At 69.1% G+C, this 19533-nt stretch carries 16 protein-coding genes; 8 read left to right on the forward strand and 8 right to left on the reverse strand.

Annotated elements, in window-relative coordinates; genetic code table 11:
• Window positions 1–31: 31 nt before the first annotated feature.
• The 3 genes from ppgK to G1H10_RS16185 form a co-directional block, all read right to left on the reverse strand.
• Window positions 32–793, reverse strand: a complete 762-nt coding sequence (ppgK, locus tag G1H10_RS16175) for a polyphosphate--glucose phosphotransferase (protein ID WP_174264418.1) — start codon at window positions 791–793, stop codon at window positions 32–34.
• Window positions 794–797: 4 nt separating this feature from the next.
• On the reverse strand, window positions 798–2345 hold the full coding sequence (locus G1H10_RS33060) for an MFS transporter (RefSeq protein ID WP_163739629.1): 1548 nt from the start codon (window positions 2343–2345) through the stop codon (window positions 798–800).
• A 165-nt stretch (window positions 2346–2510) separates the two neighbouring features.
• The gene (locus tag G1H10_RS16185; protein ID WP_163739631.1) at window positions 2511–3545 is read right to left on the reverse strand and encodes an NADP-dependent oxidoreductase; all 1035 of its coding nucleotides are present in this window, start codon (window positions 3543–3545) and stop codon (window positions 2511–2513) included.
• A gap of 167 nt (window positions 3546–3712) precedes the next feature.
• Between G1H10_RS16185 and G1H10_RS34580 the strand changes: the two genes are divergently transcribed.
• On the forward strand, window positions 3713–4675 hold the full coding sequence (locus G1H10_RS34580) for an AraC family transcriptional regulator (protein ID WP_163739633.1): 963 nt from the start codon (window positions 3713–3715) through the stop codon (window positions 4673–4675).
• Window positions 4676–4731: 56 nt separating this feature from the next.
• Here G1H10_RS34580 and map read toward each other — a convergent pair whose 3' ends face one another.
• Window positions 4732–5580 (reverse strand): type I methionyl aminopeptidase, encoded by an 849-nt coding sequence (gene map, locus G1H10_RS16195; protein WP_163739634.1) that lies wholly within the window; start codon window positions 5578–5580, stop codon window positions 4732–4734.
• A gap of 111 nt (window positions 5581–5691) precedes the next feature.
• Between map and G1H10_RS16200 the strand changes: the two genes are divergently transcribed.
• A complete protein-coding gene (locus G1H10_RS16200; protein ID WP_163739636.1) occupies window positions 5692–5895 on the forward strand; it encodes a hypothetical protein in 204 nt (67 codons plus the stop codon).
• A gap of 84 nt (window positions 5896–5979) precedes the next feature.
• On the opposite strand, the gene G1H10_RS33065 is transcribed toward G1H10_RS16200, so the two are convergent.
• Window positions 5980–7431: an LCP family protein gene (locus tag G1H10_RS33065; RefSeq protein ID WP_163739638.1), complete on the reverse strand. Its 1452-nt coding sequence runs from the start codon at window positions 7429–7431 to the stop codon at window positions 5980–5982.
• Between the two features lie 216 nt (window positions 7432–7647).
• A complete protein-coding gene (panB, locus tag G1H10_RS16210; RefSeq protein ID WP_163739641.1) occupies window positions 7648–8490 on the reverse strand; it encodes a 3-methyl-2-oxobutanoate hydroxymethyltransferase in 843 nt (280 codons plus the stop codon).
• 184 nt (window positions 8491–8674) lie between these two features.
• On the opposite strand from panB, the gene G1H10_RS16215 reads away from it, so the two are divergent.
• Complete coding sequence (locus G1H10_RS16215) at window positions 8675–9712, forward strand: aquaporin (RefSeq protein ID WP_163739643.1); 1038 nt, start codon at window positions 8675–8677, stop codon at window positions 9710–9712.
• A gap of 55 nt (window positions 9713–9767) precedes the next feature.
• Here G1H10_RS16215 and G1H10_RS16220 read toward each other — a convergent pair whose 3' ends face one another.
• On the reverse strand, window positions 9768–11594 hold the full coding sequence (locus G1H10_RS16220; protein ID WP_163739645.1) for an NAD+ synthase: 1827 nt from the start codon (window positions 11592–11594) through the stop codon (window positions 9768–9770).
• A gap of 226 nt (window positions 11595–11820) precedes the next feature.
• Between G1H10_RS16220 and glnA the strand changes: the two genes are divergently transcribed.
• From glnA to crcB (G1H10_RS16240), 4 genes are all read left to right on the forward strand, one after another.
• Window positions 11821–13149: a type I glutamate--ammonia ligase gene (gene glnA / locus G1H10_RS16225; RefSeq protein WP_163739903.1), complete on the forward strand. Its 1329-nt coding sequence runs from the start codon at window positions 11821–11823 to the stop codon at window positions 13147–13149.
• Window positions 13150–13326: 177 nt separating this feature from the next.
• Entirely contained in the window at window positions 13327–13746 is a 420-nt protein-coding gene (crcB, locus tag G1H10_RS16230) for a fluoride efflux transporter CrcB (RefSeq protein ID WP_216853331.1), read from the forward strand.
• A gap of 14 nt (window positions 13747–13760) precedes the next feature.
• Window positions 13761–14195, forward strand: coding sequence for a DUF190 domain-containing protein (locus G1H10_RS16235; protein WP_163739649.1), 435 nt, complete (start codon window positions 13761–13763; stop codon window positions 14193–14195).
• A complete protein-coding gene (gene crcB / locus G1H10_RS16240) occupies window positions 14192–14554 on the forward strand; it encodes a fluoride efflux transporter CrcB (RefSeq protein ID WP_163739651.1) in 363 nt (120 codons plus the stop codon). The genes G1H10_RS16235 and crcB (G1H10_RS16240) overlap by 4 nt, the downstream gene beginning before the upstream one ends.
• A 3-nt stretch (window positions 14555–14557) precedes the next feature.
• Here crcB (G1H10_RS16240) and G1H10_RS16245 read toward each other — a convergent pair whose 3' ends face one another.
• Entirely contained in the window at window positions 14558–16075 is a 1518-nt protein-coding gene (locus tag G1H10_RS16245; protein ID WP_163739653.1) for an aldehyde dehydrogenase (NADP(+)), read from the reverse strand.
• A gap of 419 nt (window positions 16076–16494) precedes the next feature.
• On the opposite strand from G1H10_RS16245, the gene G1H10_RS16250 reads away from it, so the two are divergent.
• A complete protein-coding gene (locus tag G1H10_RS16250; RefSeq protein WP_163739655.1) occupies window positions 16495–19533 on the forward strand; it encodes a bifunctional [glutamine synthetase] adenylyltransferase/[glutamine synthetase]-adenylyl-L-tyrosine phosphorylase in 3039 nt (1012 codons plus the stop codon).

Here is a 19533-nt window from a genome sequence, read left to right on the forward strand (position 1 = left end):
CTATTCGCGCCGTACATTCTGTCCGAACGGCTCACTGCGGGTGCGTCTCGGCGGCCAGCAGTGCAGCGCCGATGATGCCGCCGTCGTTGCGGAGCGCCGCGGGCACGATCGGCGTCTCCAGCTTCAGCCGCGGCAGGAACCGCTCCGATTTCTTGCTGATCCCGCCGCCGACGACGAACAGGTCGGGGGAGAAGAGGAACTCCAGATAGGAGTAGACCAGCTGCAGCCGGTCCGCCCAGTCCTCCCACGAGAGGTCTTCGCGCTCCCGGACCGACGACGCCGCGTAGTGCTCGGCTTCCAGGCCGTTCTCCAGGTAGAGGTGTCCGAACTCCGTATTCGGCTGCAGCACGCCTCGGTGCAGCAGCGCGCTGCCGATGCCGGTGCCGAGCGTGGTCACGATGACCACACCGTCGACCTCGGCACCGGCACCCAGGCGCGCCTCGGCCAGCCCGGCGGCATCGGCGTCGTTGATGGCGGTGACCGGCTGGCCGGTACGTTCGGTCAGCTCCTTCTCCAGGTTCACGCCGACCCACGCGTCGTCGACGTTCGCGGCCGAGCCGACCACGCCCCGCCGGACGACACCCGGAAAGGTGCAGCCGAACGGCTGCTTCCAATCGAAGGCCTCCAGTACCTGGAGCACCACCTCGATGACGTTCTGCGGCGTGGATTCGTCCGGCGTCTCGATCCGCACCCGCTCCTCGGTGAACTCACCGCGGCGCAGGTCGACGGGTGCTCCTTTGATTCCGCTGCCGCCGATGTCGATGCCGAAGCCGATCTCGTTCGTGGTCGCCACGCCACTAGCTTGGCCGATCCTCGCCGTCCTCGCCAGCGCGACGCAGCAGTATCGCGACCAGCGCGGCCATCGCCACCATGAGGGCGAGGTTGACCGCGCCGGCCACCTGCAAGCCCCGGGAGAACGCATCCCGTGCGACCTCCAGCAACTCCGAACCCGTCGGCGCCGGAAGACCGGCTGCCACGTCGAGAGCAGCGGGCAGCGTGTCGCCGGCCAGGTCGTGGGCGCTGGACTCGAGTCCGTCGGGCAGCGCATCGCCGGAGGTGCGGCCTCGGTAGACCGCCGTCGCGATACTCCCGCTGGCTGCGACACCCATCGCCAAGCCGAGTTCGGACGATGTCTCGGCCATGCCCGAGGCGGAACCGGCTCGCTCGGGCGGAGCGCTGCCGATGACGAGATCGTACGTGAGAGCGACGGCCGGATTGATCGCCAGCGAGATGATCGTGAACCCGAGCACCGCCGGGATGACACTGCTGTCCGGACCCGCCTGGGTGACGGCGACCAGGCCCAGGCCGCTGACCAGCATGCTCACCGCGATGACGGGCGCATGCCGCCACCGCCTCGCCAGCGCCGGTGCGACCAGGCTGGTGCCGATCGCGACGACCATGCCCGGGATGATCAGCAGCCCCGCGGTGCGGGCCGAGACGTCCAGGACGAGTTGCAGGTACTGGATGATCAGGAACTGCATGCCTGCGATCACGAGCAGCCCGGCGAGCTGCGCGCCGAGCGCCGTACTGAAGCGCCGGTCGCCCAGCAGCTTCAGATCCATCAGCGGTTCGGTCAGCCTGCGCTGCCGGCGGACGAACACCGCACCGACGACGAGCCCACCACCCAGGACGGCCAGGGCCGTCGATATCGATCCGCCCTTGGCGATCTCCTTCACGCCATAGACCACCGCGAGGATCGCCGCCAGGGACAATGCGACGCTGGCCATGTCGAGCCGTCCCGCGCCCGCGTTCCGGTACTCGGGCAACAGCGCGCGGCCCAGCACCAACAGAATCGCCATCGCGGGCGCACTGATGAGAAAGACCGAACCCCACCAGAAGTGCTCCAAGAGCAGGCCACCGATCAGCGGGCCGACGGCACCGCCGACCATGAAGTTGATCATCCAGACCGCGATCGCGAACGAGCGCTGACGCGGGTCCTGGAACATGTTGCTGATCAGCGAGAGGGTCGACGGCATCAACGTCGCCCCGGTGATACCGAGTAATGCGCGGGCGGCGATCAGCATCTCCGCGCTGGTCGAGTAGGCGGCCAGTACCGACGCGAGGCCGAACGCGGCCGCGCCGATCAGCAGCAGGCGTCGACGGCCGATCCGGTCCCCGAGGGTGCCCATCGTGATCAGGAAACCGGCGATGAGGAAGCCGTAGATGTCCGTGATCCACAGCAACTGCGAGCTGCTCGGTCGCAGGTCGGAGCTGAGCTCCGGCACGGCGAGATGCAGCACCGTCATGTCCAGCCCGATCAGCATCGTCGGAATGGCGAGTGTCGCCAGGCCGAGCCACTCGCGGCGTCCCGCCTTGGCCGGCGCGGAGGTGGTTGTCGTGTCCATGTCTCCCCTCGGAGTGTCGAACGTGTCGTCACCACAGGGGCGCTAGGTCGGATCTGGCCGTCGCCAGTTCCGACCTAGCGGATCGCCGGAGCTGTCCAGAGCGAACTTCGTCAGGGAGCTCAGTCAGCCGCGCCCGTCTCCGCTGTCTCCGTCCTCTCCGCCGGCTCAGTCGCCAAGCCGGACAAGCATCTTGCCGACGTTCGAGCCGTTGAGTACGCCGAGCAGGGCGGCAGGGGCCTGGTCCAGCCCTGTGTACACGGTCGTCTCAGTCCGCAGGCTCCCATCGACCAGCCAGGGCGCAGCCATCGCGACGTACTCGGGAAGGAGATGCAGATAGTCGGTGACGATCATGCCGCGCAAGGTGAGGCTCTTGAACTGCGCACGGAAGAAGTCGCGCGGGCCGGGGACCGGTCCGGTGGCGTTGTATCCGCTGATGGATCCCACCATCGCGATCCTCCCGCCGGCTCGCATAGCGCCGATAGCCGCCTCCAGGTGGTCGCCGCCGACGTTGTCCACGTAGAGGTCGATACCGTCGGGCGCGAGCTCGGCGAGCTGCTTCTCGATCGACCCGGCGCGGTAATCGATGGCCGCGTCGAAACCGAACTGCTCCACCAGCTTGGTGGTTTTCGCGGGGCCGCCTGCCGAACCGATGACTCGGGAGGCGCCGAACGTGCGTGCCAGCTGCCCGGCGATGCTCCCCACGGCGCCGGCGGCCGCCGAGACGAAGACGACGTCTCCGGAGCGGACCGGGGTGACCTCGGTGACGGCGGCGTAGGCGGTGAGCCCGGTCAGGCCGAGTGCGCCGAGATAGGCTTCGGCCGGCGCGATGGTCGTATCCAGCACTGTCGCGTCGGCGGCGTCGACGACGGCGAAATCTCGCCAGCCGAGGAAATGCGACACGGTGGCGCCGGCGGGTACGGCGTCGGACCTGGAAGCCACGACTTCACCGACCGCGCCACCTTCGAGCGGGGCGTCGAGCTGGAACGGCGGAAGATACGATTCGACATCGTTCATCCTGCCGCGCATGTACGGGTCGACGGACATCCATGTGTTGCGGACCAGAACCTGTTCGTCACCGATCGTGGGAATGTCGATGTCGGCGAGTTCAAAGTTGGCGAGCTCCGGTTCGCCCACCGGCCTGGATGCAAGCCGGATCTCTCTGCCAGCGGTCTGGGTGGTGCCGTCGGCGCTCAATGCCATGGCTGTTCTCGCTCCTTCGTAGACGGAAATCGAGCTGGGGGACGACAGTGCGGACGGTGCGTCGCGGACAGGGCGTCGTCCCGGTATGCCTCTAGCCAACCGTGGAATGTGCGACGGTGAAATGTCCTCGAGGCTCATCGAGATGTTCGCTCGTCTAAGATGGCGGCGTGGATGCGCTTGCCGGCATGATGCACGAGGTTCGATCGAGCGGATCCTTGTTCGGTCGCACGATCATGGGGGCGCCCTGGGCGATCCGGTTCGAAGACGGTGCACCGCTCACTCTCGTGACGATGGTGCGCGGGAACGCGTGGATAGTCCCGGACGGCGGCGAACCGGTACAGATCCGGCCGAAGGACACGGCGATCGTCGTCGGGCCGGAACCGTTCACCGTCACCGACGACCCATCCCGGCGCACGGTGCCGCTCTACGTGGTCCTGGCGCCTGACCAGTGCGTGACAGCATCCGGGAAGCCGGTCGAGGACGCGCTCGGGCTGACCACGCGGACCTGCGGTGACAGCCTGGACAGTCCGAACGTGCTGCTCACCGGAACCTACCAGGTCGCCGGACAGATCCCCGGCCGGCTGCTGAGCGCGTTGCCCCAGGTCCTGGTGGTGCCCGACGACGGCGGCCCGTGCCCGATCTTCGACCTGACGGTCGAGGAGATCGCCCGCGAGGACCCTGGCCAGCAAGCCGTACTGGACAGGTTGCTGGACCTGATCCTGCTGTCGACGCTGCGGGAGTGGTTCGCCCGGCCGGGGTCCTGTCCGCCGCCGTGGTACCGCGCGAGCAGCGATCCGACCGTCGGACCCGCGTTGCGTGCCATGCATGACGAGCCGACCCGGACATGGACGGTCGAGACGCTTGCCCGAGAGGCAGGGGTGTCACGAGCCACGTTCGCGCGGCGCTTCACCGAGCTGCTCGGTGAGCCGCCCATGGCCTACCTGACGGGCTGGCGACTGAGCATGGCGGCGGACCTGCTGCAACGCACCGACGCGACCGTGGAGTCCATTGCGCGCAAGGTCGGATACTCCAACGCCTATGCGCTCAGCGTGGCGTTCAAGCGCCACTTCGGGATCCGGCCGAGTGGGTATCGCGCCGGCGTCTCGGCCACCTTCGTCCCCGCCGCCTGACACCACCCCATGATCATGAACACTTTCCGTGCTATGTGCACGGTTAGTGTTCATGATCATGGGGTGGTGAGGATCTCCGCGCCGCTTTCGGTGATGAGGATGGTGTGCTCGAACTGGGCGGAGCGGCGCAGGTCCTTGGTGACGACCGTCCACCCGTCGTCCCACATCCGCCACTCGTGCGTACCGAGGTTGATCATCGGCTCGATCGTGAAGACCATGCCGGCCTCGATGAGCGTAGTGGAACCCGGGTCGTCGTAGTGCGGGATGACCAATCCGGAGTGGAACGCCTCGCCGACGCCGTGCCCGGTGAACTCGCGCACGACGCCGTAGCCGAAGCGCTTCGCGTAGGACTCGATCACCCGGCCGATCACGTTGATCGCGCGTCCCGGCTTGGCCGCCTTGATACCCCGCATCAGCGCCTCGTGCGTCCGTTCCACCAGCAGCCGGCTCTCCTCGTCGACGTCCCCGGCGAAGAACGTGGCGTTGTTGTCGCCGTGCACACCGCCGATGTAGGCGGTGATGTCGACGTTGACGATGTCGCCGTCGGCAATGACCGTCGAGTCCGGGATGCCGTGGCAGATGACCTCGTTCACACTCGTGCACAGTGACTTCGGGAAGCCACGGTAGCCGAGCGTCGACGGGTACGCGCCGTGGTCACAGAGGAACTCATGACCGATCCGGTCCAGCTCATCGGTGGTGACGCCGGGGGCGACGTGCTTGCCGACCTCCTGGAGCGCTCGCGCGGCGAGCTGTGCGGCCACACGGATGCGCTCGATGGTCTCGGCGTCCTTCACCTCTGACCCGGTGAACCTGGCCGGCTGCGGCTTGTCGACGTACTCGGGGCGGGCGATCGACTGCGGGACGGGTCGTCGGGGCGACACGGTGCCGGGAACGAGGTGACTCACAACAGGCCAGTCTAATTGCGTCAGTTGTGTGATCCACGTCCGTGCCCGGAACCGTGGGCGTCGGTGGGGTATGTGCACCTATCGTGGTCTTAGATCGGAAGGAGCCCGGGCATGAGCGGACCGTGGTATTGGTGCCTGATTCACGCACGCGTCGAGCCGGAGGCCGGTTGTCCGAACGATCGACGGCTCGGACCGTACGAGACGGAAGAGGAGGCGGCCCAGGCGATCGCCCGGACCCGCGAACGCACCGCCCAGATGGACGAGGCCGACCGGCGCGAACGTGAGTGGGGCAAAGGCTGGGAGGAGGGCCGCTAGGTCAGCCGGCCCGGCGAGCGCCTCAGGCGAGCGTCTCGGGCGAGCGCCTCGGGCAGCGGCCTGGCGGCGACCCCCGTTCGGTCCTCACGACGGCGTGGGTCGCGGGCTCGCACCTGACATGCCCGAACTCGGCCGGTGTTTCGGGCCGATGGCGTCGGCGACGGCCTCATGCAGGATGTCGTAGTCGGGATCAGCGGACGTCGAGCCCATGGTCGTCTGGAAGAAGTCATAGGTGAGCGGCATCGTCTCGATAGCGCCGTCCTGCACGTCGAACATCAGCTGGATCAGCGCCGGAAACAGCTGCTCGGGGATGTCGGTCTCGACGATGTCCCTGGTCGCCGTGGCGATACTCTGATACTGGGTCAGCATGGTCTGTGGATCCACCTGGTGTGCGATGGCGTTCAGCACGTACTGCTGGCGGACCATGCGGTCGTTGTCGTCAGAACCGCACCGAGATCGGGCGAACCACAGCGCCTGCGATCCGTCGAGATGCTGGTTCTCGCCTGCCTTGATGTATCCCCGAGGCTCGGTGCAGCCGGTGCCGTCTTCCTTGTTCTTGTTGCCGATCGGGATGTCGCGCGGCACATCGAGCGTCACGCCCCCGATCGCGTCGACGAGCACCTGGAACCCCTCGAGATTGACCATGACGAAGTAGTCGAGGTCGATGTCGAGCGCGCCCTCGACCGCGGCCTTCGTCGCGTCCGCGCCGGGGTTGTCGATCCCGTCGAAGACGTCGGCGTGGTCGCGGGGGACGAAGTCGTAAACGGCGTTGATCATCCAATCACGTGGATCTCCGGGACCGGTGAAGCCGTCCGGGTAGCGCTCGTGCAACGGGCTGCCGGCCGGGAACTCGAAGCCCACGAGGTTCCTCGGCACCGAGATCATAACCGTGTCACCGCTGTCGGTATCGACGCTGGCCACGATCAGGGTGTCCGGTCGATCGCCGGTTCGTCCATCGCCGGCGTCGCTGCCGAGCAACAGGAGATTGAGCCGGGACAGATCGGCCCATGGATCGTTGTGGTCCGCGATCTCGGGTGCGGTGAGGCTCTCGCCGCCCGAGATCGCTCCGATGAGACTGCGTTGAGTGAAGACGTTGTGTGCGGCCAGCGTGAGCGGTCCCACCACCAGGGACGCCGCGACGGTCACGGTGAGGACACCACCGAGCCGCTTCCGCACCGGCAATCCCACGGGCTCCAGCAATCGATGGCTGACCAGCGCGATCATCAGCCAGATCGCTGCAACCGAGATCAGGCCGACGCCGACGAGCAACAGCGCACTGCGATCACCGCCGTAGGCGAGCAGCCGCCGGTTCGGGATGAGGATGACCAGGAGCACCACGGTGAAGGCGCCGAGAAGGGTTGTGCCGAGCAGAAGGCCGCCGATGCGCCGCCTGCCTGCCGCCATGAGGCCGAGGCCGGGAAGAAGCGTGCCGGCCGCCGTCCGGACCAGGAACCGGCCGTATCGCTGCCGCCGCCGACTGCGCCGGGCGTGCCGGCGTGCGCCGCGGGGGCCGTGCTGGTGTCCGTGCGTGGCCACGACATGCACCTTTCGTCCGTCGTCGCTGGGCCACGGACGAGCTTAAGCGGTGAAGCTCCCGGCGGCGGACATCGGCTGTCATCGGTACGACGAGTCGCGAGAAAGCGCCGCCGTGCGGCGCCGGGTCGGTCCGGCCCGACGCCGCCCCGCGAGGCATCGACTGTGCCGCATCGCGATCAGCGGCTCAGTCGATCAGCGGCTCATTGTCTCGGCGACTCAGTGGTAGGTGTGCTCGTCGGCCGGGAACCGTCCGGCGACAACCTCGTCGGCGAACGCGTGTGTCGCCGCCGCGAGATCGCGGCGGAGATGGCCGAATGCCTTGACGAATCGGGGCGTCGGCGCCTCGTCCGGCCGCATGCCGGCCATGTCCTGCCAGACCAGCACCTGTGCATCGCAGTCCGGGCCCGCGCCGATGCCGATCACCGGGATGGACAGGCGCTTGGTGACCTCGGCTGCGACCTGCGCGGTGACCATCTCCAGGACGATGGAGAACGCGCCGGCCTCTTCCAGCGCCAGGGCGGACTCGATCAGCTCGTCCGCCTGAGCCCCGCGGCCCTGCACCCGGTACCCGCCGAGCGCGTTGACGCTCTGCGGGGTGAAGCCGGTATGCGCCATCACCGGAATGCCGGCCTCGACGATCCGGCGCACCGACTCGACCACGGTGCGGCCGCCCTCGAGCTTGACCGCTTGGACCCCGGTCTCCTTCATGACCTGGATCGACGTGGCCAGCGCCTGTTCCGGCCCGAGCTGGTACGAGCCGAAGGGCAGGTCGCAGACGATCAGTGCGCGCTTGGTGGAGCGTACGACGGCGCGCGCGAGCGGAACCATCTCCTCCACTGTCACCGGCACGGTGTCCGCATGCGCGTACACGTTGTTTCCGGCCGAGTCGCCGACGAGCAGCACGGGGATCCCCGCCTCGTCGAAGATCTCCGCCGTGTACATGTCGTACGAGGTGAGCATCGGCCAGCGCTCGCCGTTCTCCTTCGCGACGCGGAGGTCGCGGATGGTGATGCGCCTGCTCCGTTCACCGCCGTACAGCGGTGCCGTCTCAACGGCCATGGCAAGACTCCTTACGTCGTCTCGAGGCCCGCTTCTCGGGTCCCCTGACACCAGGAATTCTCCCACGCCTGCCGAGATCCATGCCTGCCATACGAACGAACACGTCCGGACCTCGGTGCGTGGCACGCAGGTGGGTATCCGAGAGCGCGGAGGAGTACGTGTCGGAAGGCGGAAGAGGGATTCGATGCCGCAGGTATGGGCCCGGAACGCGGTAGCCGAAGCGCTAGGCGCATTCGTGCTGACGTTCGTCGCGATCCTGACCGCGAGCACGGATGGCACGCTCACGCCGTACGCGTTGTCTCAGGGATTGGCGATCGCCGTGCTGGTAGCCGCGCTGGGGCACATCTCCGGCGGGCACTTCAACCCCGCTGTCACGCTGGCGATCCTGCTGAACCGCCGGATCGACCTGGTCGGGGCGTCGGTGTACTGGGCCGCACAGCTTGCCGGCGGACTGCTTGCCGCTCTGGCCGTGCTGGGCATTCTCAGTCAGGACGCGGTCGCCGCGGCGGCGCCTGATCCGAGCACAGGCGGGGACCTCAACCTGGCCGGGGCGGTTGCGTTGGAGGCGCTCGCCGTCCTGCTGGTGGTCGTGGCGGTGTTCGGCACCATCGTTGATCAGCGAGCACCGTTCTCGGCGTATCCACTGGCGATCGGATTCAGTTACGTCGCGGGCATCTACGCCATCGGCGGGCTGACCGGAGGTGCGCTCAATCCGGCTCGCGCGCTCGGACCGGCGCTCGTCGGCGCCGAGTGGGCCGGCACGGTGGCATGGCTGGCAGGCCCGCTGATCGGTGCGGTCGCGGCATGGGCCGTGTATGAGTTCGTCATCGGCGCGGGCATGAGCGAACCCGCCGCGGAACGGGAACCGGCGCCGGACGTCGCGGACGAGGAGGAGCTCGTCGCGGAGGAAGAGGAACTGGTCATTGAGCAAGCGGATCGGGGTCGGACCTCGGACGGGGCCCGGCTCTCGGAAGGGGACGGGGAGCCGGAGGGGGACCAAGGACCGGAGGAGGAGCCCGATCACGACCCCCTCGACGAGCCGGAGAAGCTGCCGGACGGGGAACCGGAACCGGATCGTGAACCGGAAACGGAGGGGGAACCGGAACCGGATCGTGAACCGGAACCGGGCCGTGAACCGCAACCACCGCCGGCGCCGGCATCACCCGGGGCGCCGACAGCACCTGGAGTACCGCCCCCGCCGCCTCCTCCACCGCGAGAGTGATCGGGCGCGCCCGTGCCCCGGCGCGACATGGCGTGTCAGGCCGCCACTCGGCGTGTCAGGACGGTGGCGGCGGTGGTGGCTGCTCGGCCGTGCCCAGCTCGTCCGCGGTCGGTGCGTGTTCGCGCCAAGTCGTAGTGATCGGCAGCCGCCGGTCCCGCCCGAAGTTGCGCTGCGTGATCTTCGGTCCCGGCGGGTACTGCCGGCGCTTGTATTCCGCCGCGTCCACCATCCGCAGCACCTTGGTGACCAGCTCCGGTGCGAAACCGGCCTGGAGCAGCTCGCTGCTGCCCCGATCCTGCTCGACGTAGTGGTCCAGGATCTCGTCGAGGAGCGAGTAATCGGGCAACGAGTCGGTGTCCAGCTGCCCCGGACGCAGCTCGGCGCTCGGCGGTTTGTCGATCGAGTTCTCTGGGATCGGCGGTTGCTGGTCGCGTTCCACGGCGACGGCGTTCCGCCAGCGGGCCAACTCCCACACCAGGGTCTTCGGCACATCCTTGAGCGGTGCGTAGCCGCCCACGGCGTCGCCGTAGATGGTCGAGTAGCCCACCGCCAGCTCGCTCTTGTTGCCGGTGGCCAGCACGAGGTGGCCCTCCTGATTGGACAGTCCCATCAGGGCCATCCCGCGCACCCTGGCCTGCAGGTTCTCCTCGGCCAGGCCGGTGAGCGGGAGATTGTCCAGGAATGACTGCACCATCGGCGCGATCGGAACGACGCGGTAGCGCAACCCGGTCCGCTCGGCCAGCTCGTGCGCGTCGTTCTTGGAATGCTCCGACGAGTACGAGCTGGGCATGGAGACGCCGTGCACGTTCTCCGCCCCGATGGCGTCGACGGCGACGGCGGCGCAGAGCGCGGAGTCGATCCCCCCGGACAGCCCGAGCACCACGGACGTGAACCCGTTCTTCCGGACATAGTCCCGCAGCCCTGTGACGACGGCCGCGTACACCTCGGCCGGATCGGACAGGACCGGCGCGATAGCGCCCGGCTCGGGCGTGTATGCGGGAAGGGCCTCCGTGGACAATGTGGTGCGCCGGACACGGAAACCCGCGATGTGTTCGTCCACCACCCCCCATGGCTCCGGGGCGGCCGCCGTCGCCGGAGGCAGGTCGAGATCGACGACGAGGCACCCCTCCTCGAACTGAGGCGCACGTGCCAGCAGCTCGCCGTTGGCGTCGACCACCAGGGAGTCGCCGTCGAACACCAGCTCGTCCTGGCCGCCCACCATGTTCACGTAGGCCAGCGTGGCCCGGGAGTCGGCGGCGCGCCGGCGCGCCAGCTCCAGCCGCGAGTCGTCCTTGTGGCGTTCGTAGGGTGAGCCGTTGATCACCAGCAGCAGGCTCGCGTCCGCCTCTCGCGCCACCGCCACCGGGCCGCCGTCCTGCCACAGGTCTTCGCAGATGGCGAGGGCGATGTCGATACCGTGCAGCCGGACGACGCCGAGGTGGTCGCCCTGCACGAAATAGCGGAACTCGTCGAACACGCCATAGTTCGGCAGGTGGTGCTTGGCCTGCCGGCCCAGCACGTGCCCGCCGTACAGCACCGCGACGGCGTTCTGCGGCGAACCCTTGGGGCGGCCCAGCTGCACGGTGTCGGCGGTGGCGTCATCGCGACCCAGGTACCCCACGACGACGGCGATGGATCCGAGGCCCTCGTCGTGGAGCCGTACCGCGAGCTTCTCCAGTGCGCCCCGCGACGCATCCACGAACGAGCGGCGCAGCGCCAGGTCCTCGATCGGATAACCGGTCAGCACCATCTCCGGGAACGCCACCAGGTGCGCGTGCTGGCCGGCGGCATGCCGGGTCATGCGGACGACGAGATCCGCGTTGGCGTCCAGCGCACCGACCGTCGGGTTCACTTGGGCGAGGGCGAGTCTGATCTGCGGCACATCAACGAGCGTATCTTGCGACCCGAGCAGTCGCTGGGAAGGCAAGCGTGAGGCACGAGCCGGGCCGGGGCGGCGATCTCGGGCACGCACTGGGCCGGGTCGGCGATCCCGGGCGCGCGCCGGGTCGCGGCACACGGCATGCGGCCGTCGTGCGCAACTGGCGCGCAACACGCGGAGCCGGTGCTGGCTATACGCCCGACACATGCGTGCGGCAGACTGGGGTGTCGTGGAGAAGCAGCAGGAGTTCGTCCTGAGGACGCTGGAAGAGCGCGAGATCCGGTTCGTGCGGTTGTGGTTCACCGACGTGCTCGGGTATCTCAAGTCGGTCGCCGTCGCACCGGCGGAGCTGGAGAACGCCTTCGAGGAAGGCATCGGCTTCGACGGCTCGGCCATCGAGGGCTTCGCGCGTGTCTACGAGGCGGACATGCTGGCCAAGCCGGACCCGTCCACGTTCCAGGTGCTGCCGTGGCGCGGCGGTACGGCCCGGATGTTCTGCGACATCCTGATGCCGGACGGCTCCCCGTCGTACGCGGACCCCCGCTACGTGCTGAAACGGGCACTGCGGCGGGCCGCGGATCTGGGCTTGACCTTCTACGCCCATCCCGAGGTGGAGTTCTTCGTCTTCGAGGAGCGGCCGGAGCCGGGCAAGGAGCCGGTCCCGGTGGACGCCAGCGGCTTCTTCGACCACACTGCGCACGGCGTGGCGCAGGACTTCCGGCGCGATGCCATCACCATGCTCGAGGAGATGAGCATCTCGGTGGAGTTCAGCCACCACGAGAACGCTCCCGGCCAGCAGGAGATCGACCTGCGATACGCGGACGCACTGGCCACGTCGGACAACCTGATGACGTTCCGGGCGGTGGTCAAGGAGGTCGCGCTGTCGCAGGGACTGTACGCGTCGTTCATGCCGAAGCCGTTCACCGAGCACCCGGGTTCCGGCATGCACACGCACGTCTCGTTGTTCGAGGGGGACCGCAACGTCTTCTTCGAGGCGGGCGCCGAATACCAGCTGTCCAAGACCGGGCGGGCGTTCATCGCCGGCCTGCTCAAGCACTCGCCGGAGATCACCGCGGTCACCAACCAGTGGGTGAACTCGTACAAGCGGCTGCAGGGCGGGGGAGAGGCGCCGGCATACATCTGCTGGGGGCACAACAACCGCTCCGCACTGGTGCGGGTGCCCATGTACAAGCCGGGCAAGGCGCAGTCGGTCCGGGTGGAGTTCCGATCGCTGGACTCCGCGTGCAACCCGTACCTGGCGTACGCGGTCATCCTCGCGGCCGGGTTGAAGGGGATCGAGGAGGGCTACGAGCTGCCGCCGGAGGCGGAGGACGACGTCTGGGCGCTGACCGACCGAGAGCGGCGCGCCCTGGGCATCGACCCGTTGCCGGCCTCGCTCGACGAAGCGATCCGTGCCATGGAGAGCTCCGAGCTGGTCGCGGAGACGCTGGGCGAACATGTCTTCGAGTTCTTCCTGCGCAACAAGCGTCAGGAATGGGAGATCTACCGTCGCCAGGTCACCCCGTACGAGCGGGAGACGATGCTGCCCGTGCTGTAGGAGGTGGCCCGCCCCGCGGGCGGGCGCGTGGACCAGCACGAGGTGCCGTCGCGATGTGTCGACATTGTCAAGGTCCTGGCTTAGACGATGTCGATAAGTCCGCGGATCACCGGAGCTACATCTCGAACAGTTTCGGCGACGCAGGGCCGCGGCGGTTCTGACGGCTATCGTGGGTTCGTGCGAGCGGTGTGGAAGCGTCGAGCTCAGGTGCTGGGAGCCATCGCCGCCGGCGGTGTCGTGGGTGCCGAGGCGCGGTACGCGCTGACCCTCCTCGGCGGCGATGACCCGCGGTTTCCGTGGGCGACGCTGGCCGAGAACATCACGGGCTGTTTCCTGATCGGTGTGCTCATGGCGGTGATCCTTCAGCTGACGGCTCCACACCGGCTGGTGCGGCCGTTCCTGGGCGTCGGGATGCTCGGCGGATACACCACCTTCTCTGCATACGCCGTCGAGGTGCGGGAGCTGATCGCCGACGACCGGGCCGCGGCGGCGCTGAGTTACCTGGTGATCACGCCGCTGGCAGCGTTGACAGCGGTCTGGCTCGGCGTACGTGGAACCGGGGCGGCGCTCGGCCGGCTGCGGCACCGTGGAACGTGACAGAGGAGACGACGATGACGCTGCGAGGGCCCGCGCGCAAGCTGACGATCGTCGTCGGCGAGTCCGACACGTGGCACGGCAAGCCGTTGTCCGCCGAGATCGTTCACCGCGCGCATGCCGCCGGACTGGCCGGGGCGAGTGTGTTCCGCGGCGTCGAGGGATACGGCGCGTCGAACCACATCCACACCACGCGGATCTTCAGTCTCTCCGAGGACCTTCCGATGAAGGTGGAGATCGTGGACACCGCGGAGAAGGTCGACGCCTTCGTCGCCGAGATCGAGCCGCTGATCGACGAGGGACTGATCACGCTCGCGGATGTCGACGTCGTCCGATACGCCGGCCGTCGTGGCGATCCGCACGGCGCGGACGACGACGCGGCGGACGGAACCGGGAACGACGCATCAACTCCGGACGGAACTACGGACGACGACGCGGCGGAGGGCCGGTGACGGTACTCCTGGTCGCGCTCGGTGCGGCCGTGGGTGCGCCGCTGCGCTACCTCGCCGACCGCTTCATCCAGTCCCGGATCGACGCCGTGTTCCCCTGGGGCACGTTGGCGGTCAACGTCGTCGGCTCGTTCGTTCTCGGCGTCGTCATGGCGTTGTCGGCCGACGGCGGCCTGGGCGACGACACCGTCGCCCTGGTGGGGGTGGGCTTCTGCGGCGCGCTCACCACGTACAGTACGTTCAGCTACGAGACGCTGCGACTGCTCGAGGACGGTGCCCGCTGGTACGCGCTCGGCAACGTGGCGGGCAGCGTCATTGCCGGCGTCGCCGCGGCGGCCGCCGGGTGGGCGCTGGCCTCGTAGCTCCTAGCGGCGCAGCGCTCCGTCCACCCGGCGCGGAATGCCCAGCGGGTTGCCGTCCTGCAGCGCCTGCGGAAGCAGGTCGTGCGGGAACGACTGGTACGTCACCGGCCGCAGCCACCGTCGGACCGCGGTCGGCCCGACGGAGGTGTGCAGGGAGTTGGTGGTGGACGGCCACGGTCCGCCGTGCTGCATGGCCCAGGCCACGGCGACGCCGGTCGGCCACCCGTTCCAGATCAGCCGCCCCGCCCGCGGCCGGAGCACGTCCAGCACGGGGGTGATGTTCTGCAGGTCCGACTGTTCGCCGTGGACGGTGGCGGTGAGGCTGCCTTCGACCGACTGCAGCGCGTTGATGAGCTCGTGCGTGCTGGCGTATTCGATGATCAGCGAGCTCGGGCCGAAGCACTCGGTGGCGAGCGTCTCGGCGGCCTCCGTGAACTTCTCCGCGGTGGTGACGAAGAGGGCCGGCACACCCCAGGCGCCTGGCTCGGTGTGCAGCCGCGGCGTGACGATGCTCCGCACCGCCGGGTACGCGGCGAGCTCGGCGCTGAACTTCGCGTACGACTCGGCGATGCGCGCGTTCAGCATCGGGGTCGGCTCCACGGCTCCGATCGCCTCCGCGAGCGCGGTGTCCAGGTTGTGCCCGGCGGGCAGGAACAGCAGCCCCGGCTTGGTGCAGAACTGGCCCGTGCCGAGGGTGAAGGAGTTCACGAAGCCGGAGGCGATCTCGGATCCGCGGGCGCGCACCGCGGCCTTGGTGACCACCGTCGGGTTGACGCTGCCGAGCTCGCCGTAGAACGGGATCGGGTCGACCCGGCCCGAGGCGAGGTCGAACAACGCGCGGCCGCCGGTGGTAGAGCCGGTGAAGCCGGCCGCCTTGATCCGATGGTCGACGACGGCATCCCGTCCAGCCTGCTGGCCGAAGATGACGGTGAAGATGCCGGCGGGCAGGTTGTGCTCGGCGATCACCGAACTGACGATCTCACCGGTACGGCGGGACAGCTCCGGATGGCCCTCGTGCGCCTTCACCACGACGGGACACCCGGCGGCCAACGCCGAAGCCGTGTCACCGCCGACGACGCTGAAGGCGAACGGAAAGTTGCTGGCCGCGAAGACCAGCACGGGGCCGAGCGGCTCGAGGACGCGGCGCAGATCCGGCCGTGGCACCGGCTTCGCGTCCGGCGCGGGCGTGTCCAAGGTGGCTTCCAGGAACGAACCCTCGTCGATCACCTGCGCGAACAGGCGCAGTTGGAAGGTGGTGCGGGCCAATTCCGAGGTCAGCCGCGGCTTGCCCAGGCCGGTTTCGGAGTCGGCGAGCGGGACGAGTTCTTCGGCGCGGTCGTCGAGCTTGTCGGCGATCGCCCGGAGCAGCGCGGAACGTTCGGTCAGCGGCTCGGTGGCGAACCGGCGGGCGGCCGATTTCGCCAACGAGAGGGTGGAACTCAGCTCAGCCGCGGGCGTCTCCGACACACCGGCACCGGCGGGCTCGCCTGTGCGTGGGTTCATGCTTTCTATCAGCTTCATCGAGTACTCCCCGTACCGGATCCAGAGCGGATCGAGCCGCCGACGATGTGTGGTTGGACGGCGGCTGTGGCGCAGGCCGGCGTCATCGTCGCGCCGACCATACTCAAATACATTCTGCCAGTCATGCGAAGCATGATCTTAATCGGTATAGCGTGCGCGCACTATGGTGCGTTCGGCTGAGTATCTCCCAGAATGCCCCTCGTTACTCGGTCCGGCCGCATGACCGGGCGATATGACCCTGCCGCGTGACCGCGTCGTGTGACCGGCCGGGTGACCGGTCGCGCTGCCTGGGCGTGTGCACGGGGCGCGCGACCGGGCCGCGTGACCGGGGCGCGTGACCGGGGCGCGTGGCCGGTCGTCCTGACCGGTCGTCCTGGCCGGTCACGGACGATCGACCTGGAGGCGGTAAGTTCGAAGGCGTGTATGCGCGACCTCCACGTCGTACTCAGAGCCGAGGCGCTGAGCTGGCGCGCTCTGGGTTCACCGACACGGAGGCGGCCATGCGTGAACTCGACCACCCACCGCTGAACGCCTTGGGCGAAGGTGAGCTCGTCGCCGCGCTCGCCCGGGTAGCCGATCCAGATCTGGCCCTGAGCGGACTGTCCCGGCTGCTCGGTTCCCTGGATGCGCCGTCGGACCGCGACGAGCTGGTGGACGCCGTCAAGCGTGGCGGTCCATGGGCCGAGCGGATCCTGGCGGTCCTCGGCTTCAGCTCGCCGTTCGTCGACCACCTCGTGCGTCACCCCGCGGACGTCCGTCGCCTGGCCGACCTCACACCCAGCCCGCGGCCGGACGCGGCTGAGCTGCGCCGCCGCATGCTGCGCGCGGTGGGCGCGGATCCGATGGCGGCTGCGCCGGTGGCCGACGGGGAGCATCGCCGGCTCCTGGACGATCTGCGGGTCGCGTACCGGCGACAATTGCTGGACCTGGCCGCGCTCGACCTCACCTGGGAGCTCGACATGCCCGCCGTCGGCACGGAGCTGGCGGACCTGGCCGGGGCGACGCTGGAGGCGGCGCTGGCCATCGCCCGCTCGCACCTGCCGGACGGGGCCGCTCCGTGCCGGCTGGCCGTCATCGGGATGGGCAAGTGCGGCGGTCACGAGCTCAACTACGTCTCGGACGTGGACGTGATGTTCGTCGCGGAGCCGGAGGACACCGACGCCACGGGCGACGTCACCGGCGATGTCGACGGCGACGCGGCCCTGCAGACGGCGGCACAGCTGGCGAACTTGACGATGCGTGCCTGTTCCGAGCGGACCGCGGAGGGGACGATCTGGCCGGTCGACGCGGCGCTGCGCCCGGAGGGCAAGGCCGGTCCGCTGGTGCGGACGACAGCGAGTTACCTGAAGTACTACGAGACATGGGCGAAGACCTGGGAGTTCCAGGCGCTGCTGAAGGCGCGACAGGTGGCCGGCGATCACGCCCTGGGCGCCGCGTTCGTCGAGGCGATCCAGCCGAAGGTGTGGAACGCCTCCTGCCGTGACGGTTTCGTCACCGAGGTGCAGGCGATGCGCCGCCGGGTGGAGGACAACATCCGGAGCCGGCACGCCGACCGAGAACTCAAACTCGGCCCCGGCGGCCTGCGCGACATCGAGTTCGCCGTGCAGCTGTTGCAGCTGGTGCACGGTCGAGCGGACGACGCGTTGCACCATCGCTCCACCCTGAACGCGCTGACCGCGCTGATCGACGGGGGATACGTCGGGCGTGACGACGGCGCCGTCCTGGATCAGGCGTACCGGTTCCTGCGGACGCTGGAACACCGCATCCAGCTGCGCCAGCTGCGTCGCACCCACGTGTTGCCGCAGGATGAAGCCGACCTGCGCGTGCTCGGCCGCGTGCTGGGCCTGCGCGGGGCCGACGAGCTCACCAGACGGTGGCGCGGCGAGACCCGCGAGGTCCGGCGGTTGCACGAGAAGCTGTTCTACCGTCCGCTGCTCTCGGCGGTGGCCGGCCTCCCCGGGGAAGGGGTGCGGCTCAGCCCCGAAGCGGCGCTGGCCAGGCTGGAGGCGCTCGGTTACACCGATCCGTCCGGTGCGCTGCGCCACATCGAGGCGCTGACCAAGGGGGTCTCTCGCCGGGCGGCCATCCAGCGGACGTTGCTGCCGGTCTTGCTGGCCTGGTTCGCCGACGGCCCGCAGCCCGACACCGGACTCTCCGGGTTCCGGCACATCAGCGACGCCCTGGGCGAGACGCCGTGGTACCTGCGCCTGCTGCGCGACGACGGGGCCGCCGCGGAACGGATGGCCAAGGTGCTGGCGTCCGGACGGTACGCCACCGAGATGCTCCAGCGGGCGCCCGAAGCGGTGACGATGCTCAGCGGCGACGCGGAGCTGGTTCCACGGGAGCGGGAACAGCTGACGTCGGAGGTACTGGCCGGGACTGCCCGGCACGAGGATCCCACCGCGGCGATCGGTGTCGTCCGGGCCATGCGCCGCCGGGAACTGTTCCGGACCGCCGTCGCCGATCTGGTGGGCCGGCTACCGGTACGCGGGGTCGGCGAAGCACTGACCGATATCGCCGACGCCACGCTGGCGGGAGCACTCGCCACGGCGGTCCGCGCCGTCGAGGCACAGCGCGGAACGGCGTTGCCGACCCGGATGGCTGTGGTGGCGATGGGGCGGCTCGGCGGCCGCGAGATGGGTTACGCCTCGGACGCGGACGTCCTGTTCGTGCACGCGCCGTTGCCGAGCGCGACCGATGAGGAGGCGGCGTCGGCGGCGACCGCGGTGGCGAACGAGATGCGACGGCTGCTGGCGCTGCCGTCTCCGGAGCCGGCGTTCACCGTGGACGCCGCGCTGCGACCGGAAGGCAAGGCCGGTCCGCTGGCACGCACGCTCACCTCGTACGCCGCCTACTACGAGCGGTGGGGTGAGGTGTGGGAACGGCAGGCGCTGCTCCGTGCCGCGCCGTGTTGCGGCGACCCTGAGCTGCTGCGCCGGTTCACCGCCCTGATCGATCCGTTGCGCTGGCCCTCAGGCGGGTTGACGTCGGCCCAGGTCCTTCAGGTGCGCCGGATGAAGGCCCGGGTGGAGGGGGAGCGGCTGCCGCGCGGCGCGGACCGTTCCATCCACCTGAAGCTGGGTCCCGGCGGCCTCTCCGACGTCGAGTGGTGCGCGCAGTTGATCCAGCTGCAGCACGCGGGCCGGATCGAGGAGTTGCGGACGACGGCGACCCTCGACGTGCTGGACGTCGCCGTGGAAGCGGGCCTGCTCAGCGACGCCGACCGGGGTGTGCTGCGCGACGCCTGGTGCCGCGCGTCCACCATCCGCAACGCCACGGTGCTGGTCACCGGGCGCGCGTCGGACGTCATTCCGGTGGATCCGCAGACGCTGTCCGCGGTCTCCAAGGTGATGGGGTACGCACCCGGCGAGAGCGCGGCCTTTCTCGACGACTATCGGCGCAGTTCCCGGCACGCCCGGGCGGTGGTCGAGCGGGTCTTCTACGACGACCCCCGCTAA

This window comes from Phytoactinopolyspora halotolerans (genome assembly GCF_010550675.1).
Lineage (GTDB): Bacteria > Actinomycetota > Actinomycetes > Jiangellales > Jiangellaceae > Phytoactinopolyspora > Phytoactinopolyspora halotolerans.

What these genes read in the sequence shown, in the direction of transcription:
- G1H10_RS33060 (WP_163739629.1), bottom strand. Translation starts at nt 2,345, where the DNA reads ATGGACACGACAACCACCTCCGCGCCGGCCAAGGCGGGACGCCGCGAG.
- G1H10_RS16185 (WP_163739631.1), bottom strand. Translation starts at nt 3,545, where the DNA reads ATGGCATTGAGCGCCGACGGCACCACCCAGACCGCTGGCAGAGAGATC.
- G1H10_RS16200 (WP_163739636.1), top strand. Translation starts at nt 5,692, where the DNA reads ATGAGCGGACCGTGGTATTGGTGCCTGATTCACGCACGCGTCGAGCCG.
- panB (WP_163739641.1), bottom strand. Translation starts at nt 8,490, where the DNA reads ATGGCCGTTGAGACGGCACCGCTGTACGGCGGTGAACGGAGCAGGCGC.
- G1H10_RS16215 (WP_163739643.1), top strand. Translation starts at nt 8,675, where the DNA reads ATGCCGCAGGTATGGGCCCGGAACGCGGTAGCCGAAGCGCTAGGCGCA.
- G1H10_RS16235 (WP_163739649.1), top strand. Translation starts at nt 13,761, where the DNA reads ATGACGCTGCGAGGGCCCGCGCGCAAGCTGACGATCGTCGTCGGCGAG.
- G1H10_RS16245 (WP_163739653.1), bottom strand. Translation starts at nt 16,075, where the DNA reads ATGAAGCTGATAGAAAGCATGAACCCACGCACAGGCGAGCCCGCCGGT.